At 72.8% G+C, this 22,846-nt stretch carries 23 protein-coding genes and 1 tRNA gene; 12 read left to right on the top strand and 12 right to left on the bottom strand.

The genetic code is table 11. The features are described 5' to 3' along the window. Positions 1 to 55 precede the first annotated feature (55 nt). Genes IE98_RS0125465 through IE98_RS0125450 form a run of 4 tightly spaced genes read right to left on the bottom strand, consistent with a single transcriptional unit; the run spans position 56 to position 5,521 of the window. On the bottom strand, positions 56 to 2,434 hold the full coding sequence (locus IE98_RS0125465) for a glycoside hydrolase family 3 N-terminal domain-containing protein (RefSeq protein ID WP_030272728.1): 2,379 nt from the start codon (positions 2,432 to 2,434) through the stop codon (positions 56 to 58). Between the two features lie 7 nt (positions 2,435 to 2,441). Next, positions 2,442 to 3,260 (bottom strand): carbohydrate ABC transporter permease, encoded by an 819-nt coding sequence (locus IE98_RS0125460; RefSeq protein ID WP_030272725.1) that lies wholly within the window; start codon positions 3,258 to 3,260, stop codon positions 2,442 to 2,444. Continuing rightward, positions 3,260 to 4,192, bottom strand: coding sequence for a carbohydrate ABC transporter permease (locus IE98_RS0125455; protein WP_030272724.1), 933 nt, complete (start codon positions 4,190 to 4,192; stop codon positions 3,260 to 3,262). Before IE98_RS0125455 ends, IE98_RS0125460 begins: the two co-directional genes overlap by 1 nt. A gap of 18 nt (positions 4,193 to 4,210) precedes the next feature. Further along, on the bottom strand, positions 4,211 to 5,521 hold the full coding sequence (locus IE98_RS0125450; protein WP_030272722.1) for an ABC transporter substrate-binding protein: 1,311 nt from the start codon (positions 5,519 to 5,521) through the stop codon (positions 4,211 to 4,213). Positions 5,522 to 5,651: 130 nt separating this feature from the next. Here IE98_RS0125450 and IE98_RS0125445 point away from each other — a divergent pair, with 130 nt between their 5' ends. Further along, a complete protein-coding gene (locus tag IE98_RS0125445; protein ID WP_030272720.1) occupies positions 5,652 to 6,683 on the top strand; it encodes a LacI family DNA-binding transcriptional regulator in 1,032 nt (343 codons plus the stop codon). 336 nt (positions 6,684 to 7,019) lie between these two features. Further along, positions 7,020 to 7,307 (top strand): hypothetical protein, encoded by a 288-nt coding sequence (locus IE98_RS0125440; protein WP_030272718.1) that lies wholly within the window; start codon positions 7,020 to 7,022, stop codon positions 7,305 to 7,307. Between the two features lie 29 nt (positions 7,308 to 7,336). Here the strand turns inward: IE98_RS0125440 and IE98_RS0125435 are convergent, their stop codons facing one another. After that, positions 7,337 to 8,239: a LysR family transcriptional regulator gene (locus tag IE98_RS0125435; RefSeq protein ID WP_052390950.1), complete on the bottom strand. Its 903-nt coding sequence runs from the start codon at positions 8,237 to 8,239 to the stop codon at positions 7,337 to 7,339. Between the two features lie 88 nt (positions 8,240 to 8,327). Here IE98_RS0125435 and IE98_RS0125430 point away from each other — a divergent pair, with 88 nt between their 5' ends. The 3 genes from IE98_RS0125430 (at position 8,328) to IE98_RS0125420 (ending at position 10,988) form a co-directional block, all read left to right on the top strand. Continuing rightward, positions 8,328 to 9,278 (top strand): NAD-dependent epimerase/dehydratase family protein, encoded by a 951-nt coding sequence (locus tag IE98_RS0125430; RefSeq protein ID WP_030272714.1) that lies wholly within the window; start codon positions 8,328 to 8,330, stop codon positions 9,276 to 9,278. Between the two features lies 1 nt (position 9,279). Beyond that, positions 9,280 to 10,176 (top strand): aldo/keto reductase, encoded by an 897-nt coding sequence (locus tag IE98_RS0125425; RefSeq protein ID WP_030272712.1) that lies wholly within the window; start codon positions 9,280 to 9,282, stop codon positions 10,174 to 10,176. Between the two features lie 137 nt (positions 10,177 to 10,313). Further along, positions 10,314 to 10,988 carry a Crp/Fnr family transcriptional regulator gene (locus IE98_RS0125420; RefSeq protein ID WP_030272710.1) on the top strand — a complete coding sequence of 225 codons (675 nt, stop codon included), beginning with the start codon at positions 10,314 to 10,316 and terminating at the stop codon, positions 10,986 to 10,988. Positions 10,989 to 11,068: 80 nt separating this feature from the next. Here IE98_RS0125420 and IE98_RS0125415 read toward each other — a convergent pair whose 3' ends face one another. The 5 genes from IE98_RS0125415 to IE98_RS48275 form a co-directional block, all read right to left on the bottom strand. Then, positions 11,069 to 11,899, bottom strand: coding sequence for an MBL fold metallo-hydrolase (locus IE98_RS0125415; protein ID WP_030272708.1), 831 nt, complete (start codon positions 11,897 to 11,899; stop codon positions 11,069 to 11,071). Then, positions 11,896 to 12,060: a hypothetical protein gene (locus IE98_RS49385; RefSeq protein ID WP_159401049.1), complete on the bottom strand. Its 165-nt coding sequence runs from the start codon at positions 12,058 to 12,060 to the stop codon at positions 11,896 to 11,898. The genes IE98_RS0125415 and IE98_RS49385 overlap by 4 nt, the downstream gene beginning before the upstream one ends. A gap of 46 nt (positions 12,061 to 12,106) precedes the next feature. Next, complete coding sequence (locus IE98_RS0125405) at positions 12,107 to 12,967, bottom strand: NUDIX hydrolase (protein WP_030272706.1); 861 nt, start codon at positions 12,965 to 12,967, stop codon at positions 12,107 to 12,109. Between the two features lie 69 nt (positions 12,968 to 13,036). Beyond that, positions 13,037 to 13,507 (bottom strand): RidA family protein, encoded by a 471-nt coding sequence (locus IE98_RS0125400; protein WP_030272705.1) that lies wholly within the window; start codon positions 13,505 to 13,507, stop codon positions 13,037 to 13,039. Further along, positions 13,507 to 13,665, bottom strand: coding sequence for a DUF4177 domain-containing protein (locus tag IE98_RS48275; protein WP_095874066.1), 159 nt, complete (start codon positions 13,663 to 13,665; stop codon positions 13,507 to 13,509). Before IE98_RS48275 ends, IE98_RS0125400 begins: the two co-directional genes overlap by 1 nt. Positions 13,666 to 13,897: 232 nt before the next feature. Here IE98_RS48275 and IE98_RS0125390 point away from each other — a divergent pair, with 232 nt between their 5' ends. Further along, positions 13,898 to 14,965 (top strand): ArsA-related P-loop ATPase, encoded by a 1,068-nt coding sequence (locus tag IE98_RS0125390; RefSeq protein WP_052390949.1) that lies wholly within the window; start codon positions 13,898 to 13,900, stop codon positions 14,963 to 14,965. Further along, on the top strand, positions 14,962 to 16,152 hold the full coding sequence (locus IE98_RS0125385; RefSeq protein ID WP_030272702.1) for an ArsA family ATPase: 1,191 nt from the start codon (positions 14,962 to 14,964) through the stop codon (positions 16,150 to 16,152). The genes IE98_RS0125390 and IE98_RS0125385 overlap by 4 nt, the downstream gene beginning before the upstream one ends. 57 nt (positions 16,153 to 16,209) lie before the next feature. On the opposite strand, the gene IE98_RS0125380 is transcribed toward IE98_RS0125385, so the two are convergent. After that, positions 16,210 to 16,533 (bottom strand): WhiB family transcriptional regulator, encoded by a 324-nt coding sequence (locus tag IE98_RS0125380; protein ID WP_043175103.1) that lies wholly within the window; start codon positions 16,531 to 16,533, stop codon positions 16,210 to 16,212. A gap of 401 nt (positions 16,534 to 16,934) precedes the next feature. Here IE98_RS0125380 and IE98_RS0125375 point away from each other — a divergent pair, with 401 nt between their 5' ends. Continuing rightward, positions 16,935 to 19,259, top strand: a complete 2,325-nt coding sequence (locus tag IE98_RS0125375) for a transglycosylase domain-containing protein (protein ID WP_078661293.1) — start codon at positions 16,935 to 16,937, stop codon at positions 19,257 to 19,259. Here IE98_RS0125375 and IE98_RS0125370 read toward each other — a convergent pair. After that, positions 19,237 to 19,692 (bottom strand): GatB/YqeY domain-containing protein, encoded by a 456-nt coding sequence (locus tag IE98_RS0125370; protein ID WP_030272699.1) that lies wholly within the window; start codon positions 19,690 to 19,692, stop codon positions 19,237 to 19,239. The genes IE98_RS0125375 and IE98_RS0125370 overlap by 23 nt on opposite strands. A gap of 137 nt (positions 19,693 to 19,829) precedes the next feature. Between IE98_RS0125370 and IE98_RS0125365 the strand changes: the two genes are divergently transcribed. The 4 genes from IE98_RS0125365 to IE98_RS45015 all read left to right on the top strand — a co-directional run bounded on the left by IE98_RS0125365 (position 19,830) and on the right by IE98_RS45015 (position 22,783). Then, a complete protein-coding gene (locus tag IE98_RS0125365; RefSeq protein WP_030272698.1) occupies positions 19,830 to 20,432 on the top strand; it encodes a class I SAM-dependent methyltransferase in 603 nt (200 codons plus the stop codon). Between the two features lie 65 nt (positions 20,433 to 20,497). Next, positions 20,498 to 21,439, top strand: a complete 942-nt coding sequence (locus tag IE98_RS0125360; protein ID WP_030272696.1) for a metallophosphoesterase — start codon at positions 20,498 to 20,500, stop codon at positions 21,437 to 21,439. A gap of 100 nt (positions 21,440 to 21,539) precedes the next feature. Then, positions 21,540 to 21,613: transfer RNA gene (locus IE98_RS0125355), tRNA-Pro, on the top strand. A 312-nt stretch (positions 21,614 to 21,925) separates the two neighbouring features. Beyond that, positions 21,926 to 22,783, top strand: coding sequence for a hypothetical protein (locus IE98_RS45015; protein WP_159401048.1), 858 nt, complete (start codon positions 21,926 to 21,928; stop codon positions 22,781 to 22,783). The last annotated feature ends 63 nt before the right edge of the window (positions 22,784 to 22,846 follow it).

Here is a 22,846-nt window from a genome sequence, read left to right as displayed (position 1 = left end):
CCGGCGAAGCGGTACCGGAGTGCATGGGGCCGGGACAGGTGGGGTCCGGGGGCGGCTACCGCCCGTCGAGGACGTCGAGGACGTCGAGGACGGGGTGCAGCCGGCGGGTGTGGTCGACCGTGCGGACGGGACCGGTGAGCTCGACCTCGGCGGTGAGCCGCGGATCGGTGCTGGAGGCGGCGAGGCGGAGCTCCAGGGCACCGGGTTCGACGATCCGGCGGCCGTCCCGGCCGGTGAAGGAGGCCAGTTCGGCGGGGACGGTCGCGGTGATCCGGCACTGCTCGCCGGGGCCGAGCGGCACCCGCAGGTAGCCGACGAGGCGCTGGACGGGCTGCACCACGGAGGCGACCGGGTCGTGCAGGTAGAGCTGGACGACCTCGGTGCCGGGCCGCCCGCCGGTGTTGCGGACGGTGAAGGAGAGCCGGAACTCGCCGGCGGTGTCCGTCCGTCCCGTCCCGACGGCGAGGTCGGACCAGGCGAAGGTTGTGTAGGTCAGGCCGTGGCCGAAGCCGTACGCCGGGGTCGGGTCGGTGCTGGACACGTCGGTGGGTCCGGCGAGCCGGGCGGCCAGGTAGGAGGAGGGCTGGACGCCGGGGCGGCGCGGCACGCTGACGGGCAGCCGGCCGGACGGCTCGACCCGACCGCTGAGCACGCCGGCGAGCGCGCCGGTGCCCTCCTCGCCGGGGAAGAAGGTCTGCACGATCGCGGCGGCCTCGTCCACGGCGCGGCCGAGCGCGTAGGGCCGGCCGGCGAGCAGGGCGACCACCACGGGGGTGCCGGTGTCGAGCAGGGTGTCGAGCAGCTGCTGCTGGGCGCCGGGGAGGTCGAGCGACTCGGCGTCGCAGCCCTCGCCGCTGGTGCCGCGGCCGAACAGGCCGGCGCGGTCGCCGAGGGCGAGCACGACGACGTCGGCGCGGCGGGCCAGCGCGGTGGCCTCGGCGAAGCCGGCGGTGCTGCCGTCGTCGACGCCGGTGCCGGTGGCGGTGAAGACCTCGGCGCCGTCGAACTCGGCGGCGAGGGCCTCGCGCAGGGTGGGCAGCCGCAGCCCGACCGGGGTGTCGGGGTGCTGGCGGCCGACGTGCACCGGGAAGGCGTAGCAGCCGAGCACGGCGGTGGACTCGTCCGCGTTGGGGCCGATCAGGGCGATCCGGGCGGGCCGGGCCAGCGGCAGGGTGCCGTCGTTGCGGAGCAGGACGACGGACCGTTCGGCGAGCTCGCGGGCGAGTTCGCGGTTGCCGGCCGGGTCGAGGTCGACGGTGCCGCGCAGCGCGGCCGGGTCGGTGAGGTCGGCGCCGGCGAGGACGGCCGGGACGGGCGTCCAGTCGGGGTCGAGCAGGCCGAGTTCGGCCTTCTGGACGAGGACGCGGCGCAGTGCCCGGTCGACCAGTCGCTCGGGCAGCCGGCCGGTGGTGATCGCCTCGACGAGCGGTTCGCCGAAGGTCTTCACGGTGGGCAGTTCGACGTCGACGCCGGCGGCGAGGGCGGCGCCGGCGGCCTCCGCCCAGTCGCCGGCGATGCCGTGCAGGGTCCGCAGGAAGCCGATGCCGAAGTAGTCGGCGACCACCGTGCCGGTGAATCCCCAGGTGTCGCGGAGGAGTTCGGTGAGCAGCCGGTCGTCGGCCGCGGAGGGCACGCCGTCGGTGTCGGTGTAGGCGTGCATCACCGAGCGGGCGCCGCCCTCGCGGACGGCCATCTCGAACGGCGGCAGGATGACGTCGGCGCGTTCGCGGGCGCCCATGCCGACGGGGGCGAGGTTGCGGCCGGCCCGGGAGGCCGAGTAGCCGGCGAAGTGCTTGAGGGTGGCGACGATCCCGGCGGACTCCAGGCCCTGCACGTAGGCGGTGCCGACGGTGCCGACCAGGTACGGGTCCTCGCCGATGGTCTCCTCGACGCGGCCCCAGCGGGCGTCGCGGACGACGTCCAGGACGGGGGCGAGGCCCTGGTGGACGCCGACCGCGCGCATGTCGCGGCCGATCGCGGCGGCCATCCGGCGGACCAGCGCGGGGTCGAAGGCTGCGCCCCAGGCGAGCGGCACGGGGTAGGCGGTGGCCTTCCAGGCGGCGAAGCCGGCCAGGCACTCCTCGTGGGCGACGGCCGGGATGCCGAAGCGGTTGGCGGCGGCGATCCGCTGCTGGGTGCGCATCAGCGAGAGCGCGCCGGTGGCCGGGTCGACGGGGGCGGTGCCGAACGGGCGGGTGAGCTGTCCGAGTCCGTGCGGCAGCAGGGTGTCGAGGGCGGGCGGTTCCTCCATCTCGTGCTGGTAAGGGGCGACCTCGCCGCCCTCGTCGGAGGCGCCGACCCAGACGCCGAAGAGCTGGGCGATCTTCTCCCGGAGGGTCATGGCGGCGATCAGGGCGTCGGCCCGCGCGCCCGGGTCGCGGGTGGTGTCCTGCCAGGCGGGGACGGCGGAGGCGGTCTCTACGGCCAGGTTCATGTGTCGGTCACTTTCCTCCGACGCCCATGAGCCCCTGGACGAGGGCGCGGCGGGCGAACAGGTAGACGAGCAGGATCGGGATCATGGACAGCACGACGGCGGCCAGCAGCCCGGGGACGTTGATGCCGTACTGGGTCTGGAAGTCGTAGAGGCCGAGGGTGATCACCTTGGTCTCGTCGGACTGGGTCAGCACCAGCGGGAAGAGGAAGCCGTTCCACGCCTGGAGGGCGGAGAAGACGGTGATGGTGGAGAGCCCGCCCTTGGAGAGCGGCAGGACCAGCTGGAGGAAGACCCGCCGGGGGGTGGCGCCGTCCATGGCCATCGCCTCGTAGAGCTCGGGGGTGATGTCGCGCATCACTCCGGTGAGGACGAGGGTGCAGACCGGCAGCGAGAACGCCGCGGTCGGCAGGATCACGCCGATCAGGTTGTCGTACAGACCGGCCTTGCTGATGACGTAGAACATGGGCACGATCACGGCCTGCGCGGGGATCGCGAGGCCCAGCAGGAACAGCCGGAACACCAGGTCGGTCGTCCGGCCGCGGCTGCGCACGATGGCGTAGGACAGCGGCGGGACCACCAGCAGCACGACGGCGACCACGCTCACCGTGACGATCACGGTGTTGAGGAAGTACTGGCCGAAGCCGCCCTCCAGGTCGTCGAGGTAGTTCTGCAGGGTGAGGTGCCGGGGCAGGCCGAGCGGCCCGCTCTCCGCGTAGTCGGCCCGGCTCTGCAGGGTGGCGGCCAGCATGGTGTACAGCGGCAGGCCGACGACGAACAGCCAGACCAGCGAGCCGAATCCGGCCAGGACGTTGGGGCGTCGCCTCATCACAGGCCTTCCGAGGTGCTGCGCATCCGGTCGTAGCCGGACAGCCGGACGACGGCGAGCGAGATGGCGGTGGCGACCAGGACGAGCAGCAGTGCGACCGCCGATCCGGTGCCGAAGTCGAAGCCCTTGAAGGCCTTCTGGTACATGTAGTAGGCGCTGATGGTGGTGTCGGTGCCGGGCCCGCCCTGGGTGAGGATGAGCACCGTGTCGAAGGTGGTGAGACCGCCGACCACCATGAGGATCACCGAGGTGACGATCGCGTTGCGCAGCTGCGGCAGCGTGATGTGGAAGAACTGCCGTACGGTGCCGGCGCCGTCGATCGCGGCGGCCTGGTAGAGCACCGGCGGGACGGCGCGGGCCGCACCCTGGTAGATGAGCGTGTGGAACGGCGTGAACTGCCAGGCGCCGACGAGCACCAGCACCCCGATCGCGCCGCTCTGCGAGCCGAACAGGTTGCCGTCGCCGAACAGCCACTCGGCCTCGGCGGGGACGCCGAAGTTGGGGTCGAGCAGGGCCCGCCAGAGCACCGAGACGGCGGTGGCCGAGAGCAGCAGCGGCACGAAGTAGATCGCCGACAGCACGGCCCGGTTGCGCTGGTGCCCGGCCGCCCAGACCCCGAGCAGGATGCTGATCGGGGTCTGGACGGCCACGCCGAGCAGGGTGAGCAGCAGGCTCAGCCACAGGCTCTTGACCATCACGGGGTCGTCGAAAAGCCGGTTCCAGTTGTCGAAGCCGGCGAACTCCGGTGAGCCGAGGCCGTTCCAGCGGGTGAAGGACAGCACGGCGACCAGGACGAGCGGCACGATCGCGAAGAGGACGAAGAAGACCGTGGCCGGGAGCGCCCAGGCGAACCCTGGGCGGGTCACCGCGGTGCCCGCCCGGCTCACCGGTCGGCGCCGCGTCACGGCCCCGGTGGCAAGAGTTGTGGTCATGGTGCGACCCGTCTGGTGTCAGGAGTTCGGCAGGGCCTGCATGGCCTTGATGAAGCCGTTCTCGTCGATCTGGCCGTTGAAGAACTGCTGGACGGCCTGGTGGATGGGCGTGATCGCGGCCGGCGGGTACGCCTGGTCCCAGGACAGCTGGAACGACGGCGCGGCCTTCACCAGGTCGAACTGGAAGGTGGAGTAGGCCGGGTTGGCCGCGGTGCTGAGGAACTTGGGGGTGTTGGTGGTGGTCGGCAGGTTGCCGATCGCCAGCTGGCCCTGGACGAACTCGTCGGAGTACTGGAGCTTGAGGAACTCCGCGACGGCCTCCGGGTGCTTGGTCTTCTTCAGCACCGAGTAGAAGTTGTTGGTGTTGCCGACGACGTTCTTCGGGTCGCCCTTGCCGCCGGTGACGGTCGGGAAGGAGCCGTAGCCGAGGCTGGACTTGGTGAAGTCCGGGCTGGCGTCCTGCTGGGTGGAGTACTCCCAGGAGCCCATCAGCTCGAAGGCGGCCTTGCCGCGGGCGAGCAGGGCGGGCGAGCCGCCGTCGGTGAACTTCACCGAGTCGAAATTGGTGCCGAACGCGCCCGCGTCGATGAGCTGCTTGAGCATGCCGAGGGCCTTCTTGCTGTCCTCGCTCGCCCAGGCCGCCTTGTCGCCGCCGAGCGCCTTCTTGAACAGGTCGGGGCCGGCGACGCGGTCGTAGAGGTACTCGAACCACATCAGGGTCGGCCACTGGTCGCCGCCGCCGAGGGCGATCGGGGTGACGCCCTTGCCCTTGAGCGTCTGCACCGCGGCGAGCAGGTCGTCGAAGGTCTTGGGCGCGGCCACGCCGGAGTCGGCGAGGACCTTGGTGTTGCTGAAGAGCAGCACCGGCTGGGTGCCGCGCATCGGGACGCCGTAGGCCTTGCCGTCGACCACGGCGGTGTCGAAGACCGAGGACAGGAAGTCGGCCTTGAGGGCCGGGTCCTTGGCGATCATGTCGTCGAGCGGCATCAGCAGGCCGGCGTCGACGAACGGCTTGATGCTGCCGCCGCCCCAGTTGAAGAAGACGTCCGGGGCCTGCTTGGTGTTGATGATCGTCTGCAGCTTCTGCTGGTAGTCGGCGCCCGGAATGGTGTCCAGGACTGCCTTCACCTTCGACGTCTTGTTGAAGGTGTCGACGATCTGCTTCTCGACCTTGTTGGTGGCGTCCCCGTAGACCAGGACGTGGATCTCACCCGAACCGCTGTCCCCGGAGGAGCCGGAGCCGCTGCCGCAGGCCGTCAGGGTGATTCCCAGGACCACGGCCGCGCTGCCTGCGGCGAGGGAACGGGAGAGCCGAGCGTGTCTTGTCATCGCGGTGCCTTTCGAAATCTTTCGGCATCTTCGCCGAAATTCTTGGCGCGCTGTGACGCTAGATCCGCGCTCCGAGGGGGGTCAACCCCCCGTCGCGCAGTTACCGGAACGTGACCTGGACACGTGCCTTATGCTGCACGCCATGCGAGAAGAGGAGGAGAACGGCCGCGTCACGCTCGCGCAGGTGGCGGAGGAGGCCGGCGTCTCCGTGTCCACGGTTTCGAAAGTTCTCAACGGCAGGCAGGACGTCTCCCGCCCGACCCGCCTCAAGGTCGAGCGCCTGCTGGAGGTCCACGGCTACCAGCGGACGCCCAAATCGGCCTGGGAGGCGCCGCTCGTCGAGATCGTCTTCCCCGAGCTCGACAACCTCTGGGCGATGGAGCTGATCAAGGGCGTCGAGAACGTCGCCAAGGAGCACGGGGCCAGCGTGGTGCTCACCGAGAGCGGCACCCGGCACGCCCCGGACCCGAGCTGGATCGAGGGCGTGCTGCGCCGCCGACCGCTCGGCGTGGTGCTGGTCTTCTCCAGCCTGCCGCTGGAGGTCAAGCAGCAACTCCGGTCCCGCGCGATCCCGTTCGTCATCATCGACCCGGCCGGCGACCCCGAGCCGGACGTGCCGTCGGTGGGCTCGGCGAACTGGGCCGGCGGCCTCGCCGCGACCCGCCACCTGGTCGAGTGCGGGCACCGCCGGATCGCCATCATCACCGGGCCCGAGGACATGCTCTGCTCGCTGGCCCGGCTCGACGGCTTCCGCTCCGCGATGGGCATGGCCGGGCTGGAGATCCCGCCCGGCTACGTCTCCTTCGGCGACTTCCACGTCGAGGGCGGCCGCCGCCGCGCCATGGAACTGCTGGCCCTCCCCGAGCGGCCGACCGCGATCTTCGCCGGCAGCGACCTGCAGGCGCTCGGCGTCCTGGAGGCCGCCCGGGTGCACGGGCTGAAGGTCCCGGACGACCTGTCGGTGGTCGGGTACGACGACGTGCCGATCGCCCAGTGGACGAGCCCCGCCCTCACCACCGTCCACCAGCCGCTGCGGCAGATGGCCGAGGAGGCCGCGCAGATGCTGATCCGGATGCGCGCCGAGGGCGGCAGCGCCGCCCGGCTGGAGCTGGCGACCAGTCTGGTCGTCCGCAAGAGCACCGCCCCGCCACCGACCGCCTGACCGGTCGGCCGTTTTTCGAAAACGTTCGGCCGGCGACGGTCCACGGCACCGGTCACCCGGCCGTGGTCACCGGAGCGTGCAGGCCGGCGCGGCGGCACGGACGGTCGCGGCGGCACGGACGGTCTCGGCAACCGGCAGCAATCTCTTGCAGAAAGTTACATACATACTGCCGAGTAACACTTGACTCCCGTCCCGGCCGGGCGCATGGTCGGGACTACGCCGCCACCACCCCGCGCGGCCCCTCCTCCTGTGCCATCCCCGCAGGTCAGCCGCCCCACCCGCTGACGGTCGCGCCCCCACGCGACCGCCTGTGCCGTCCGAGGAGGGCCAGCCCCCATGACCATCGGCCTCCCACCGGCCGGGCCCCGTCCGGGCCCCGCCGTCGCCACCGCCCATGCCCCGAGGGCCGCCCGTCCCGGGTACCACCACCCGCTGTGGCTGGTCACCGTGCCCACCACCCACGGCGACGGCCGCACCGGCACCCAGAGCTTCGCAGTCCGCGCCCTCACCGTGCAGGACGCACTGGCCGCGGCCGGCCGGCGCGCGCACGACGCCGGTGCCCGGGCGCGCCGCCGCGGCGCCCGGCTCGACCTCCGCAACGCGAGCGCCGTCCTGCACCGCTGAGCGGCTTCGGCCCTCGGCCTCCCGCGCCCTCAGCCGCCGGCCGCCCGCGCCTTCAGCAGTCGGGTCAGCGCCTCGGCGTAGAGCTGGGGGCAGCGGCGCCGCGCGACGGCGACGCCGAAGTGCCGGGCGGGCCGCGGCGGGCGGACCGGCACCACGCGGGTGCCCGGGAGCGGCGGGTCCAGCGCCACCTGCGGCACCAGGGAGACCCCGACCCCGGCGGCCACCAGCGACCGGGCGAAGAAGTAGTCGGTGGTGCTGCCTGCGACCCGCAGGTCGAAGCCGGCCAGTGCGGCGTGCCGGTGCAGGAAGGCCTCGGTCTTCGAGCAGCCCACCACCCAGCGGTCGGCGGAGAGTTCCGCGAGGTCCAGTTCCTCGCGGCCGGCCAGCGGGTGGGCCTCCGGCAGCACCACCGAGAGCGGGTCGTCCATCAGCGGCGTCCAGTCGAGTCCGGAGCGGTCGCCGGGCTGGACCGGCAGCGGGCCGTCGAAGTGGTAGGCGATCGCGAGGTCCGCGGCGCCCTCGCGGACCATCGGCAGGCTGTCCTCCGGCTCCCGCTCCAGCACGTGCAGTTCGGCCTCGGGGTGCTCGGCGGCGAACCGGGCCAGCACCGCCGGCAGCAGGTGCCGGCCGCCGGTGGTGAAGGTGGCCACGGTCAGCCGCGGGCGCGGCGCGGCGAGCCGGTCGATCTGTTCCCGCGCGTACCGGAGTTCGGCCCCGATCGCGCCGGCCGCCTCGACCATCAGCCGCCCCGCCCCGGTGAGCACCACACCGCGCGTGGAGCGCTCCACGACGAGCGTGCCGAGGCCCCGTTCGAGCGCCGCGACCTGCTGGGACACCGCCGACGGGGTGAGCAGCAGCGCGGCCGCCGCCCGGTTGAAGCTGCCGTGCTCGGCGACCGCCTGCAGCACCCTGAGCCGTTGGACGTCGATCACCGCGGCCTCCCCGGTCGACAGTTCTCCTTACGACCGGTTCAGCAGGTCGCCAGTTCCGCTGCTGACGATACGCCAGCAGGGTGGAGCCATGAGAAACGTCTGCATCATCGGCGGGAGCCGGTACTTCGGTCTGCACCTGGTGTCGCTGTTCCGGGACGCCGGGGCGGCGGTCACCCTCGTCAACCGCGGCTCGGCCGCCCCTCCCCCGGGCGTCGACCACGTCCGCGCGGACCGCTCGGACGAGGCCGCCCTGGCGGCCGCGCTCGGCGACCGGACCTTCGACGCGGTGGTCGACCAGGTGCTCTACACCCCGGTGCAGGCCGCCGTGGCCTGCCGGGTGTTCGCCGGCCGCACGCCGCGCTACGTGATGACCTCGACCATGGAGGTCTACGACCCGGCGACCTCCCCGCTGCTCGCCGCCGCGGACGCCCCGGTCACCGAGGACCTGGTCGACCCGGCGGCCTGGGCCGTCGACCCGGACCTGCCCTGGCACGACCCCGAGGCGCTGGCCCGGTACTTCGACGCGGCGACCGCCTACGCGGAGGGCAAGCGGCAGGCCGAGGCGGTGCTCGCGCGGTCCGCACCGTTCTCCTGGGCGAGCGTCCGCAGCGCGCATGTGCTCGGCGGCGGCGACCGGGACTTCACCGGACGGCTGGCGCACTACGTCGAGCGGATCGCGGCGGGCCGCCCGGTCGCCGTCCACCGGGACGCCCGGCCGACCTCCTTCGTCCACCACCGCGAGATCGCCGCCGTGCTCGCGCGGGCCGCCGCCTCCGAGGCGACCGGGCCGCTGAACGCCTGCTCGCACGGCTCGCTCACCGCCGTCGGGCTCAGCGAGCTGATCGCCGAGCGGCTCGGCACCACGGCCCGCTACCGGACGGCGGACGGCGCCGACGTCTCCCCGTACTCCTTCGACCGCGCTTACGCCATGGACAACGGCCGGGCCGCCGCGCTCGGCTTCCCGTTCTCCCGGACGGCCGACTGGCTGCCGGGCGCCGTCGACGAGGCGGCCGCCGCCGTGGCCGGAAAGGCGCTCTGACATGCACCGGCGCAGCATCGGCGGCACCGCCGTCCATCCGATCGGCCTCGGCGCCATGCCGCTCTCCGTCGAGGGCCGCCCCACCGAGGAGGACGCCCTCGCGGTCGTCGACGCCGCCCTCGACGCGGGCGTCACGCTGATCGACACCGCGGACTCCTACCACTGGCACGCCGGCGAGCGCGGGCACAACGAGCGACTGATCGCCCGCGCCCTCGCCCGCCGGGGCGGCGACCGCGACCGGGTGCTGGTGGCCACCAAGGGCGGCCGCGGCCGCCCGGGCGACGGCTCGTGGACGGTCGACGGCCGGCCCGAGCACCTGCGGCGGGCCTGCGAGGAGTCGCTGCGGCGGCTCGGCACCGAGGCGATCGGCCTCTACCAGCTGCACAAGCCGGACCCGCGGGTGCCGTGGGCCGAGTCGGTCGGCGCCCTGCGGGAGCTGCTGGACGCCGGGAAGATCCGCGCCGCCGGGATCTCCAACGCGGACGCTGCGCAGATCCGGCAGGCGCACGCCGTCCTCGGCGCCGGCCTGGTCTCGGTGCAGAACCGCTACTCCCCCGCCGACCGGTCCGCCGAGCCGGAGCTGCGGCTCTGCGAGGAGCTCGGGCTGGCCTTCCTGCCGTGGAGCCCGCTCGGCGGCATCTCCCGCAGCTCGCTGGACGGCCCGTCGGACACCGGGCCGGCCGACACGCCCTTCCACCGGGTCGCGGCGGCCCGCGGCGTCTCGCCGCAGCGGATCTGCCTGGCCTGGCTGCTCGCGCTCTCCCCCGCCGTCGTCCCCATCCCCGGGGCGAGCCGGCCGGCCTCCGTCCGGGACTCCGCGGCCGCCGCCGGCACCGTCCTGGAGTCCGCCGAACTCGCCCTGCTGCCCGCCCGGGCGCAGGCCGGGACACCCGCCTGACCGGACGCGGCGCTGGTACGGGTGGGTGCGAATGGCCCCGTAGGGCGCTCGACGGCCGACCCCTCCTCATATGATCGGAGCGACATGCGCCATCCTTGGTGGTGAGAAACACCACCGGACGATGCAGGAGGAAGCACGTGGACGACGTTCTTCGCCGCGCCGCGCTGTTCGCGGCCCTCGACGACGACCAGGCTGCCGAGCTGCGCGCTTCCATGACCGAGGTGACGCTCGCCCGCGGCGAGTCGCTGTTCCACGAGGGCGATCCGGGCGACCGGCTGTACGTCGTCGTCGAGGGCAAGGTGAAGCTGCACCGCGCCTCGCCGGACGGCCGCGAGAACATGCTCGCCGTGCTCGGCCCCAGCGAGATGATCGGCGAGCTGTCGCTGTTCGACCCGGGCCCGCGCACCGCCACCGCCACCGCACTGACCGAGGTCAAGCTGCTCGGCCTCGGCCACGGCGACCTGCTGCCGCTGCTGCACGCCCGCCCCGAGGTGTCGATCGCGCTGCTGCGCGCCATCGCCCGCCGGCTGCGCCGCACCAACGACGTCATGTCGGACCTGGTCTTCTCCGACGTGCCCGGCCGCGTCGCCAAGGCGCTGCTCGACCTCTCGCGGCGCTTCGGCGTGCAGTCGGAGGAGGGCATCCACGTCTCCCACGACCTCACCCAGGAGGAGCTGGCCCAGCTGGTCGGCGCCTCCCGCGAGACGGTCAACAAGGCACTGGCCGACTTCGCCGGCCGCGGCTGGCTGAAGCTGGAGGCCCGCGCGGTCGTCCTGCTCGACGTCGAGCGCCTCTCCCGCCGCTCCCGCTGACCCGGGGCGGCCGAAGCCGGCCAGGGGCGCCGGGGGAACCTCCCGGCGCCCCTGGCTGCTTGCCCCGCCTGCCGCCCCGGCTACAGGCCCTGGATGAGCCCGTGGTCCTCCAGGTAGCCGAGCTGGGCCCGGACGGAGAGCTCTGCGGCGGGCCACAGGGCCTTGTCGACGTCGGCGTAGACCCGGGCCACCACCTCCTCGGCGGTCCGGCAGCCGGCCTCCACGGCGGTCTCCACCTGGGCGAGCCGGGCGGCCCGGTGGGCGAGGTAGTAGTCGACGGCGCCGAGCGCGTCGGCGAGCACCGGGCCGTGCCCGGGCAGCACCGTCCGCACGCCGTGCTCCGCCGCCATGGTGTGCAGGTGCCGCAGCGAGTCTAGGTAGTCGCCGAGCCTGCCGTCCGGGTGCGCGACCATCGTGGTGCCGCGGCCGAGCACGGTGTCCCCGGTGAGGATCGCGCCGTCGGCGGGCAGGTGGAAGGTCAGTGAGTCCGCGGTGTGCCCGGGGGTCCCGACCACCCGGATCTCCAGCCCGCCGACCTCGACGACCTCGCCGTGCCGCAGCCCTTCGTCACCGAGCCGCAGGGCCGGGTCCAGCGCGCGCACGTGGGTGCCGGTGAGCTCGGCGAAGCGGGCCGCGCCCTCGGCGTGGTCGTGGTGGCCGTGGGTGAGCAGGGTCAGCGCGATCCGCTTGCCCTGCCGTTCGGCGGTGTCGACGACGCGGCGCAGGTGGCCCTCGTCCGACGGGCCCGGGTCGACCACGACGGCGAGGTCGGAGCCGGGTTCGGACAGCAGCCAGGTGTTGGTGCCGTCCAGGGTCATCGGGGAGGGATTGGGCGCCAGCACGCAGTGCGCCCGCGGGGTGGCCCCGCCGCCGACGGTGGCGGCGGGGTCGCCCGGAAGGAGACCGCTCACCGGCCGCCCTCGCGCACCAGGATCCGCGTCGGCAACGCGCGGACGAGCCTGCGCGGGGCGGTGCGGTCCTCGACGTGGCCGTCGCAGGCGACGGCCTTGGGGATGATGCTGCGGGCGGGCAGGTCGTGCTCCGTCCGGCGAGCCACGTCGTTGTGGTTCATCGGCCAGTGTCCTTCCGTGTGTTCGGGTGGGTCGCCCGGCGTGGGATCACGCCGGGAAGTCTCCGTCGATGGTCAGATCGTCATACCCGGGCCAGCGGACGGTCATTCGGTCGCCGTCGACCTCGGCCCGCCCCAGGACGGGCGCGACGGTGCGCCCGCGCGCGGCGGCCAGGGCCTCGGCGGCGGACCGCACCGGCAGCAGCTCGCGCAGCACGGTGACGGTCGGCGGCAGCATGCCGTAGCGGCCCTCCGCGTACCCGCCGACGGCCTCCGCGGGGGCCAGCCAGGCCACCCGGTCGGCCTCGCCGACCTGCGAGGCGGCGGACTGCCCGGCCGGCAGTGCAGCCACGAAGAACCAGGTGTCGAAGCGGCGCTCCTCGAACTCCGGGGTGATCCAGCGGGCCCAGCCGCCGAGCAGGTCGCTGCGCAGCACCAGGCCGTGCTTGTGCAGGAACTCGGCGAAGGAGAACTCGCGGGCCTCCAGTGCGGCCCGGTCGGCGGACCAGTCGCGTGCCCCGGCGGTGGAGTCGGCGTCGGGGCCGGCGAGCAGCACGCCGGACTCCTCGAAGGTCTCCCGGACGGCCGCGCAGACGACGGCCTGCGCCGTCCGGGGGTCGGTGCCGAGGCGGGCGCCCCACTCCTCGGGCGGCGGGCCGGCCCAGGCGATCTCGGCGTCGGCGTCCCGGGGGTCCACGCCGCCGCCGGGGTAGGCGTACATGCCGGCGGCGAAGGCCATCGAGGTGCGGCGGCGCAGCAGGTACGCCTCGGGTCCGTCGGCGGCGTCGCGCAGCAGCACGACCGTCGCCGCGGCCCTGGGCTCGACCGGGGTCAGCTCGCCGGCCGCGAGGGCACGGATCCGGGCGGGCCAGCCGGGCGGCATGGGGGCCGACGGTGCGCGATCATCCATGCCCCGGATGCTAAGCGTGCAGGGGTGGGCTTGGACAGGGCCCACCCCCGCGCGGTGCTCGTCGGGGGCTCAGGCCCCGGCCCGCACCCGGACCTGGATCTCGACCTCGACGGGGGCGTCCAGCGGCAGGACGGTGACGCCGACGGCGCTGCGGGCGTGCACGCCGGCCTCGCCGAGGACCTCGCCGAGCAGCTCGCTGGCGCCGTTGATCACCGCGGGCTGGCCGGTGAAGTCGGGGGCGGAGGCGACGAAGCCGACGACCTTGACGACCTGCTCGACACGGTCGAGGTCGCCGATCACGGACTTCACCGCGGCGAGCGCGTTCAGCGCGCAGATCTGCGCGAGCGCCTTGGCGCGCTCGGGCGTCACCTCGGCGCCGACCTTGCCGGTGTGCTGGAGCTTGCCGGCCACCATGGGCAGCTGGCCGGAGGTGAAGACGTGGTCGCCGGAGCGGACGGCCGGCACGTAGGCCGCGACCGGCGGGGCCACCTCGGGGAGGGTCAGGCCGAGTTCGGCCAGCTTCTCCTCAACCTTGCTCATCAGCTCTTCTCCCGCTTGAGGTAGGCCACGAGCTGCTCGGGGTTGTTCGGGCCGGGCACGACCTGGACGAGCTCCCAGCCGTCCTCGCCCCAGGTGTCCAGGATCTGCTTGGTGGCGTGCACGAGAAGCGGCACGGTGACGTATTCCCACTTGGTCATGGGGGTGACTCTAGACGGTCCGGCCACCCGGCCCGGCGACGCCACGGGAGCCGCGGGCGGGCCGCCGCGGGCGCCCGCCCGCGGCGGCCCGCGGTGTGAGGTGGGACACAAAGGGGGCATGAATCCGGCCGGGCACCCGGATGGTCCCGCCATCGGCGGCGTCGGCTGGTTACCCTCGCCAAGGAGGGGGCACCCGCTGCGGTGCCCGGTCGACGCAGGACGGAGACGGAGCGTGGCGAGCACCCCCGGCCCATCGGCGCAGGCCGACCCCGACTGGGAGGGGGTCCGGCTGCACGTCGTCAGCGGCAAGGGCGGCACCGGCAAGACCACCGTCGCGGCGGCGCTGGCCCTGGCGCTCGCCGCCGAGGGCGGACGGACGCTGCTCATCGAGGTCGAGGGGCGGCAGGGCATCGCCGAGCTGTTCGGGATGGCCGCGCTGCCGTACGAGGAGCGCAAGGTCGCCACCGTGTCGCCGTCCCGGCTGGGACTGCCCGGCACCGGCCAGGGCGAGGTGTACGCGCTGGCGATCGACACCGAGCTGGCGCTGCTCGAGTACCTGGAGATGTTCTACAAGCTCGGCCGGGCCGGGAAGGCGCTGCAGAAGGTCGGCTTCGTCGACTTCGCCACCACCGTCGCGCCGGGCGTGCGGGACGTGCTGCTGACCGGCAAGGCCTGCGAGGCGGCCCGCCGCAAGGGCCCGGACGGGCGCCGCGCGTACGACGCGATCGTGATGGACGCGCCCCCGACCGGGCGCCTCACCCGCTTCCTCAACGTCAACGAGGAGGTGGCCGGGCTGGCCAGGTTCGGCCCGATCCACGGTCAGGCGCAGGCCGTGATGCGGGTGTTGAAGTCCCCGGAGACGGCGGTGCACTTCGTGACGCTGCTGGAGGAGATGCCGGTGCAGGAGACCGTGGACGGCATCGCCGAACTGCGCGCGGCGCAGCTGCCGGTCGGCGGGGTGGTGGTCAACATGGTCCGGCCGCCGGTGCTGGACGCGGCGGCGGTGGCGGCCGTCGACGGCGACCACCGCGAGGAGGTCGCGGTGGCGCTCGGCGAGGCCGGACTCGGCGGCCGTTCGCGCAAGCCGGAGACCGTCCGGGCGGCCGTGGAGCCGCTGCTCGCCCCGCTGCTGGAGCAGGCCAGGGAGCACGCCGAGCGGGTCGAGCTGGAGCGGGCGCAGCGGGCGGACCTGCAGCGGGCGAAGCTGCCGACGTACGAGCTGCCGCTGCTGGGCGAGGGCGTGGACCTCGGCGGGCTGTACCGGCTGGCGGGCGAGCTGAAGCGGCAGGGGGCGGCATGACGGCGGACACCCGCAAGGAGCGGACGACGTCCGCGCTGGACGTGGACGCGCTGATCGACGACCCGGAGACCCGGATCGTGGTGTGCTGCGGCTCGGGCGGCGTCGGCAAGACGACCACGGCGGCGGCGATCGGGCTGCGGGCCGCGGAGCGCGGCCGGAAGGTCGTCGTGCTGACCATCGACCCGGCCCGCAGGCTCGCCCAGTCGATGGGCCTGACCGAGCTGGACAACACCCCTCGGCCGGTGAAGGGCGCGCAGGGGCCCGGCGAGCTGCAGGCCATGATGCTCGACATGAAGCGGACCTTCGACGAGGTCGTGCTGGCCCACGCCGAGCCGGAGCGGGCGAAGGCGATCCTGGCGAACCCCTTCTACCAGTCCCTGTCGGCCGGCTTCGCCGGTACGCAGGAGTACATGGCGATGGAGAAGCTCGGCCAGCTGCGGGCCGAGGACCGCTGGGACCTGATCGTGGTGGACACCCCGCCGTCCCGGTCGGCCCTGGACTTCCTGGACGCGCCGAGCCGGCTGGGCTCCTTCCTCGACGGGAAGGTGATCCGGCTGCTCACCGCCCCGGCCAAGGTCGGCGGGCGCAGCGCGATGAAGTTCCTGAACGTGGGCGTGGGCCTGCTCACCGGCACGCTCGGCAAGATCTTCGGTGCCCAGCTGCTGACCGACGTGCAGACCTTCGTCTCGGCGATGGACTCGATGTTCGGCGGCTTCCGGGAGCGCGCCGACCGCACGTACCAGCTGCTCAAGGCACCGGGGACGGCGTTCCTGGTGGTCGCGGCGCCGGAGCGGGACGCGCTGCGTGAGGCGGCGTACTTCGTGGACCGGCTGGCCGCGGACGAGATGCCGCTGGCGGGACTGGTGCTCAACCGGGTGCACAGCACCGGGGCGCCGCAGCTGACCGCGGAGCGGGCGCTGGCGGCGGCGGAGGCGCTGGAGGAGAACGGTTCGCAGACCTCGACGGTGGCTGCGGAGACGCTGGCGGCGGGGCTGCTGAGGCTGCACGCCGAGCGGATGCAGATCATGGCGCGGGAGCGCCGTACGCGCGACAGGTTCGTGTCGGTCTATCCGGACGTGCCGATCGTCGAGGTGGCCGCGCTGGCCGGCGACGTGCACGACCTGGACGGGCTGCGGGCGATCGGGGACCGCCTGGGGGCCATCGACCCTGCGGGCGCGGTGAACTGAGCGCCCGCCAGGTGTCGTGATGTGCCGCCGGGGGCGGACCGTCGGTCCGCCGCCCGGTCAGCCCGCCTGCGCGTAGTCCGTCAGCACCACACCGGTGGCCAGCGAGGCCTCGTACTCGGTGCGGGCGGTCTCCAGCAGCCGGCGCCACGAGACCACCGTGGGCCTGCGGCGGAGCAGTGCCCTGCGCTCGCGCTCGGTCATCCCTCCCCAGACGCCGAACTCCACCCGGTTGTCCAGTGCGTCGGCGAGGCACTCCGTCCGCACCGGGCAGCCGCTGCACACGGCCTTGGCGCGGTTCTGTGCCGCCCCCTGCACGAACAGCTCGTCCGGATCACTCGTGCGGCAGGCCGCCTGCGCACTCCAGTCGTCCACCCAGCCCATTTCGGCGCCGTCCTCTCCCGAATCGGGGCTCCCCCACGGCGGCAACGGCATATTCACCGCTGCCAGTTGAGGACGTTACGGAAGAACGGCAGCGAGCAACAGCCCCTTCGGGCCCAATCTCAGATGGCCCGATCGGACTATGGGTGCCCGGAAGCTCACTCGTTGGAGTGATCGCAGGTCGCAGGGCTTGCCAGGGCCGCTTCGGCCACTTTCGTCACACTGCGCAATCAGGCACCGCTCGTCACACCCGGACAGCAGATAGCAAACCGACTCAAATTGGACAAACCTCATCACTCACAAGAGTGATGATGATGAACAGAGAGAAGCTGTCGCAGTTCTGTGACAAGCGTAGGCGAACACCTGCCCCCCTGTACGGGAATCCGCGACGTAGTGTTCTCCCCATGGCGACTGAGCGACCCGCGGGCTCCGTACTCGACAAGGCAGGCCTCGGCATCAAGCTCCTGGGCACCAGCGTGCTGGCCGGGATCCTGGTGGCCGGCATGGCCCTGCCGGCCGTGGGCGCGCTCGGTCTGACCGCCAAGGACACCGCGGACAGCTTCGACGACATCCCGAGCGACTTCACCACCCCCGCCCTCTCCCAGGCGTCGCTGATCTACGACTCCAAGGGCGGCGTGATCGCCAAGGTCTACGACCGCGACCGGACGATCCTCACCAAGGAGCAGATGGCGCCGATCATGCGCCAGGCCCAGGTGGACATCGAGGACAACCGGTTCTACGAGCACGGCGCCGTCGACCTCAAGGGCGTGCTGCGCGCGGCCACCAAGAACGCCGAGGCCGGGTCCGCCACCCAGGGCGCCTCCACACTGACCCAGCAGTACGTGAAGAACGTCTTCGTCGAGCAGGCCGGCGACAACCAGGACGCCTTCCTGGACGCCACCCGCAAGAGCCTGGGCCGCAAGGTCAAGGAGCTGAAGATCGCCATCAAGTTGGAGGAGGACCTGACCAAGGACCAGATCCTCACCAACTACCTGAACATCACCTTCTACGGGCACCAGGCGTACGGCATCGAGGCGGCGTCCAACCGCTACTTCAGCAAGAGCGCCAAGGACCTCACGATCCCCGAGGCCGCCATGCTGGCCGGCCTCGTGCAGAACCCCTCGGCGTACGACCCGGTGCTGCACCCCAAGGCGGCGCAGGTCCGCCGGGACACCGTGATCAACAAGATGCTGGAGTACAAGCACATCACGCCGGAGCAGGCCAAGGAGGCCCTGGCCGCGCCGCTCGGCATCAAGTACAAGGAGCCGCTGAACGGCTGCATCACCGCGCAGTCCGGCATGGGCTTCTTCTGCGACTACGTCCGCCACGTGGTCAAGCAGGACCCGGTCTTCGGCAAGACCGCGGCCGAGCGCCAGAAGCTGTGGAGCCAGGGCGGCCTCAAGATCTACACCACCATCGACCCGGCCAAGCAGGAGGCCGCGCACGACGCGGTCACCAGCAAGGTCAAGGTGACCGACTCGGTCTCCGCCGCGATGACCATGGTCAAGCCCGGCACCGGCGAGATCCTCGCGATGGCCCAGACCCGCCCCTACGGCCTGGACTCCAAGCAGAACCAGACCGTGCTGAACCTCAACGTCGACGCGGCCATGGGCGGCGGCAACGGCTTCGCCCCCGGCTCGACCTTCAAGCCGATCCTCGCCGCGGCCGCCCTGGAGTCCGGCGTCCCGATCGACCAGCAGTACCCCTCGCCGTACCAGATGACCTACCCGAAGATGACCACCTGCGACGGCACCTGGAACGAGAAGGGCGTGCCGGTCGAGAACGAGAGCTCCTCCGAGCAGGGCCCGTTCTCGCTCAAGGACGCCATGGCGAAGTCGGTCAACACCTACTTCGTGCAGATGGAGGAGGAGGTCGGCCTCTGCGCGATGAAGCAGATGGCCACCAAGCTCGGCATCGGCAAGCTCGCCAACGGCAGCCCGATCAAGCAGGTCCCCTCCATGGTGCTCGGCACCCAGGAGGTCAGCCCGCTCACCATGGCCAGCGCCTACGCCGGCTTCGCCGCCCGCGGCAAGTACTGCAAGCCGGTCGCGATCACCTCGGTGGTCAACGCCGACAACAAGAAGCTCCCGGTGCCGAAGGCCGACTGCACCCAGGTGATGGCCCAGACCACCGCCGACGGCATCAACACCCTGCTGCTCGGCGTGACCGAGAAGGGCACCGCCTCCGGGATCAACATCTCGGACGGCCGCCAGATCGCCGGCAAGACCGGTACCACCGACAACCGGTACGCCGCCTGGTTCACCGGCTACACCCCCGACCTGGCCACCTCGGTCTGGCTCGGCGGCCCCAGCGGCAACGTCTCGATGCGCAACATCCGCATCGGCGGCCGGTACTACTCCTCGGTCTACGGCGCCGACGGCCCCGGCCCGATCTGGCAGAAGGCCATGAACGAGGTCCTCGTCGGCACCAGGCGCAGCAGCTTCGACACGGTCACCGTCCCCGAGGCCAACCCGACGCCCACCGAGTCCCCGGCCCACGGCGGGAACGGCAACGGGAACGGTGGGAACGGCAACGGTGGGAACGGCAACGCCACCGGCCTGATCAACGGCGGTTTCACGCTGCCGCCCGGCACCTTCGGCGGCCTCCGGCGTTTCCGTCCTCTGTCCTGCGTCCTCGCCCGGCTGTCCTGCGTCCTCGTAGCGGGCCGTCCAACGCCTCCGCGGGGGTCTCCGCCGGTAACGCCGGTCAGCCGATCAGCGCCGCCTTGACCGCGGCGGCGACCCGGCCGCCCTCGGCCCGGTCGCCCACCTTCGGGCGCACCAGCTTCATCACGGCGCCCATCGCCTGCGGACCGGACGCACCGCTCTCCGCCACCGCCTCGGCGACGATCGCGGTCAGCTCCTCGTCCGACAGCTGCTGCGGCAGGTACCCGGCGAGCACCTCGCCCTCCGCCCGCTCCTGCGCGGCCGACTCGGCGCGGCCGGCGTTCTCGAACGCCTCCGCGGCCTCCCGGCGCTTCTTCGCCTCGCGGACGATCACCTTCAGCACCTCGCCGTCCGAGAGCTCCCGCTTGGTCTTGCCCGCCACCTCCTCGGAGGTGACCGCGGCCAGCGTCAGCCGGAGAGTGGACGAGCGGAGCTCGTCCCGGGCCTTGATCGCAGCCGTGAGGTCCTCCTGCAGCTGCTCCTTGAGCGTCGTCATGGCGCAAATCCTCGCAGCCCGGGGCGCTTTCCGCGCACCAATTTGGCCCGGACCCGGACACCCGTGCCCGCCCCGGCCCGCCGAAGGGCCCGCGGGAACGCCGGACGGGCCGGACGGGCGCGTGCGAGGATCCCGGCATGGCGACGGCGGGAACGGACGCGTACCGGGCCGTGGACGGCCTCCCGGGCGGGGTCGCCCGGGCCGTGGCGGCCGCGCGGACGGCCGGCTTCCCGAACTCCTGCCGCCCCGAGCAGGGACGGCTGCTGCAGGCGCTCGCCGGCGGGGCGCGGGTACGGATCGGCGAGAGCGGCACGGGGTACGGCGTCGGGCTGGCCTGGCTCGCCGCCGGAGCCGCGCCCGGTGTCGACCTGGTCAGTGCCGAGCGCGACCCGGCCCGGGCCGCGGCGGCCGCGGAGCTGTTCGCCGGCGACCCCCGGGTCCGGGTGCTCGCCGCCGACTGGACGGAGCTGTACGCCCACGGCCCCTACGACCTGCTGGTGCTGGACGGCGGCGGGCAGGGCAAGACCGGCGCCGCGGCCGACCCGGAACGGCTGCTCGCCCCGGGCGGGGTCCTGGTGGTGGACGACTTCACCCCGGCCGACGGCTGGCCGCCGCTGTTCGAAGGACGCCCCGACGGGGCGCGGCTGCACTGGCTGCAGCACCCCGCGCTGCGCGCGGTCGACCTGCCGCTCGCCGCCGACCTCAGTACCGTCGTAGCCGTCCGCCGGCACCGGGGCTGATCCGGGGCGTCCTCCGACGACCTGCCCGTCTCACGGTCCGAATCGGTGTCTGAGAGCATGGACCGATGCGACCGCTGTACTCCGTCCCGCTCGGTGTCGCCGCCGCCGGCGCCGCCTGCCTCGCCTACTCCGCCGGCTACGAGGTGCGTGCCTTCCGCCTGCGCCGAGTCGAGGTCCCGATCTTGCCGCGCGGTGCGCGGCCGATCCGGATCCTGCAGGTCTCCGACATCCACATGGTGACCGGGCAGCACAAGAAGCAGCGCTGGCTGCAGAGCCTCGCCGGCCTCCGCCCCGACCTGGTGGTCAACACCGGCGACAACCTCTCGGACCCGCTCGGCGTCCCCGCGACCCTGGACGCCCTCGGGCCGCTGATGGACTTCCCCGGCGTGTACGTCTTCGGCTCCAACGACTACTACGGGCCGGCCCGCAAGAGCCCCACCCGCTACCTCAGCGCGCTGCGGACGGGCGTGCACGGCCTCAACAACCCGGACGGCACCGGCCGCCGCGGCATCAAGGGCGCCGTCCACAACCCGTGGCAGAAGCTCCGCGACGGCTTCGACGAGGCCGGCTGGCTGAACCTCAACAACGCCCGCGGCCGGCTCACCCTCGCCGGCCTCGACGTCGAGTTCACCGGCCTGGACGACCCGCACATCCGGCACGACAAGTACGCCAAGGTGGCCGGCGGGCCGTCCGCGGACGCCGACCTGTCGCTGGCCGTCGTGCACGCCCCGTACCTGCGGGTGCTGGACGCCTTCACCGCGGACCGCTACCCGCTGATCCTCGCCGGGCACACCCACGGCGGGCAGCTCTGCATCCCGTTCTACGGCGCCCTGGTCACCAACTGCGACATCGACACCGACCGGGTGAAGGGCCTCTCCACCCACAAGGCCGGCGGGCACCGCTCGTACCTCCACGTCTCGGCCGGGTGCGGCACCAACCGCTACACCCCCGTCCGTTTCGCCTGCCCGCCGGAGGCCACGCTGCTGACCCTCACGCCGGGCCGCTGACCTGCTCCGACGCCCCCGGGGGAATCGGATTTCGTCTCTCGGCACACCTCCTGTAGAGTTCTACTCGTTGCGCCGGAGACGGAAGGCAACAGAGCAGGACCGGGGTGTAGCGCAGCTTGGTAGCGCGCTTCGTTCGGGACGAAGAGGCCGTGGGTTCAAATCCCGCCACCCCGACCCAGTGCAGAGGCCCTGCCGGAGAGATCCGGCAGGGCCTCTGTCGTTGTACGTGTCGACCTGCGTGACTACGCCTCAGGGGCGCTCGAAGAGTTGGCCCATGACCGTGGCCCCGGTCCGGATCATCGGACGGATCCGCTTCCGGTGGACCTCCTCCGTGACCGCCGTGGTCGAATCCGGCGAAGCGCGGATCCCTTCCGGTGCCGCCGATGCGGCAGAGGGCGTCCGGCGCGGTGGATCCGCGGCCCGGGGACAGGTGTCCGACCCCGGCGGTGTATGAAAAGGATCAGCAACTTCTGGAGGGGGATGTTCATGCGAACCACACGCGGCAGAGGACCCGCGGCGCTCGGACGCGCCGCCGCCGCCGTCCTGCTCGGGGCGACCGCGCTCGCGACCGCAGCACCCGCGGCCGTGGCTGCGCCGCCGGCGGCCACCACGGTGCGGGTGACCGGCTCCAACTCGACGTACCAGTCGGTTCTGCCGTCGGGCCAGTCCCTGAAGCCGGGCCAGAGCCTGGTGGACGGCGAGATGGCCCTCATCATGCAGGGCGACGGCAACCTCGTGCTCTACCTGGTCGGCCCGTACGGCAACCACGGCCCGGCGCTCTGGAGTTCCGGCACCTACGGCAATCCCGGGGCCTACGCGGTGATACAGGCCGACGGCAACTTCGTCGTCTACCGCCAGGGCCGCAGCGACCCGGGCGGCGCCCTCTGGTCCAGCCGGACCTGGGGCAACCCCGGCAGCTACGTCGGGATCATCAACGACACGCTCTACATCGGTGGCGCGAGCGGTGTCGCCTGGCAGGGCTTCTCGAACACCATCTACGGCAACACGGTGACCGGCATGATGTGGCCCAAGACCTTTGCCGAGTCGGCGTCGGTCTGGCTGTTCATGCAGGCCGACGGCAACCTCGTGCTCTACCGCAAGCGCGACGGCGCGGCACTGTGGTCCAGCGGCACCTGGAACCACCCCGGCGCCTACGCCCTGGTCAGCGGCGGCCGACTGACCGTCAACACATCGAGCAGGCAGCTCTGGTCCAGCCGGAGCGGGGACCTGCGCGAGGCCTCCTACCTCAAGGTGCAGGACGACGCCAACGTCGTCGTCTACCGCCAGGGCCGCAGCGACCCGGGCGGCGCCATCTGGTCCACCCGGACCTGGGGCCGCGGCTGATCCGGGCCGCCGCCGACCTGGTGGACGGGTGCGGCCCTGCCACACCTGTGTGCTTCCCGGCGT

Origin of the sequence: Streptomyces sp. NRRL B-24484 (genome assembly GCF_000717715.1) — a bacterium.
In the GTDB taxonomy this organism is placed as follows: domain Bacteria; phylum Actinomycetota; class Actinomycetes; order Streptomycetales; family Streptomycetaceae; genus Kitasatospora.
This window is presented reverse-complemented; position numbering and strand designations above follow the sequence as displayed.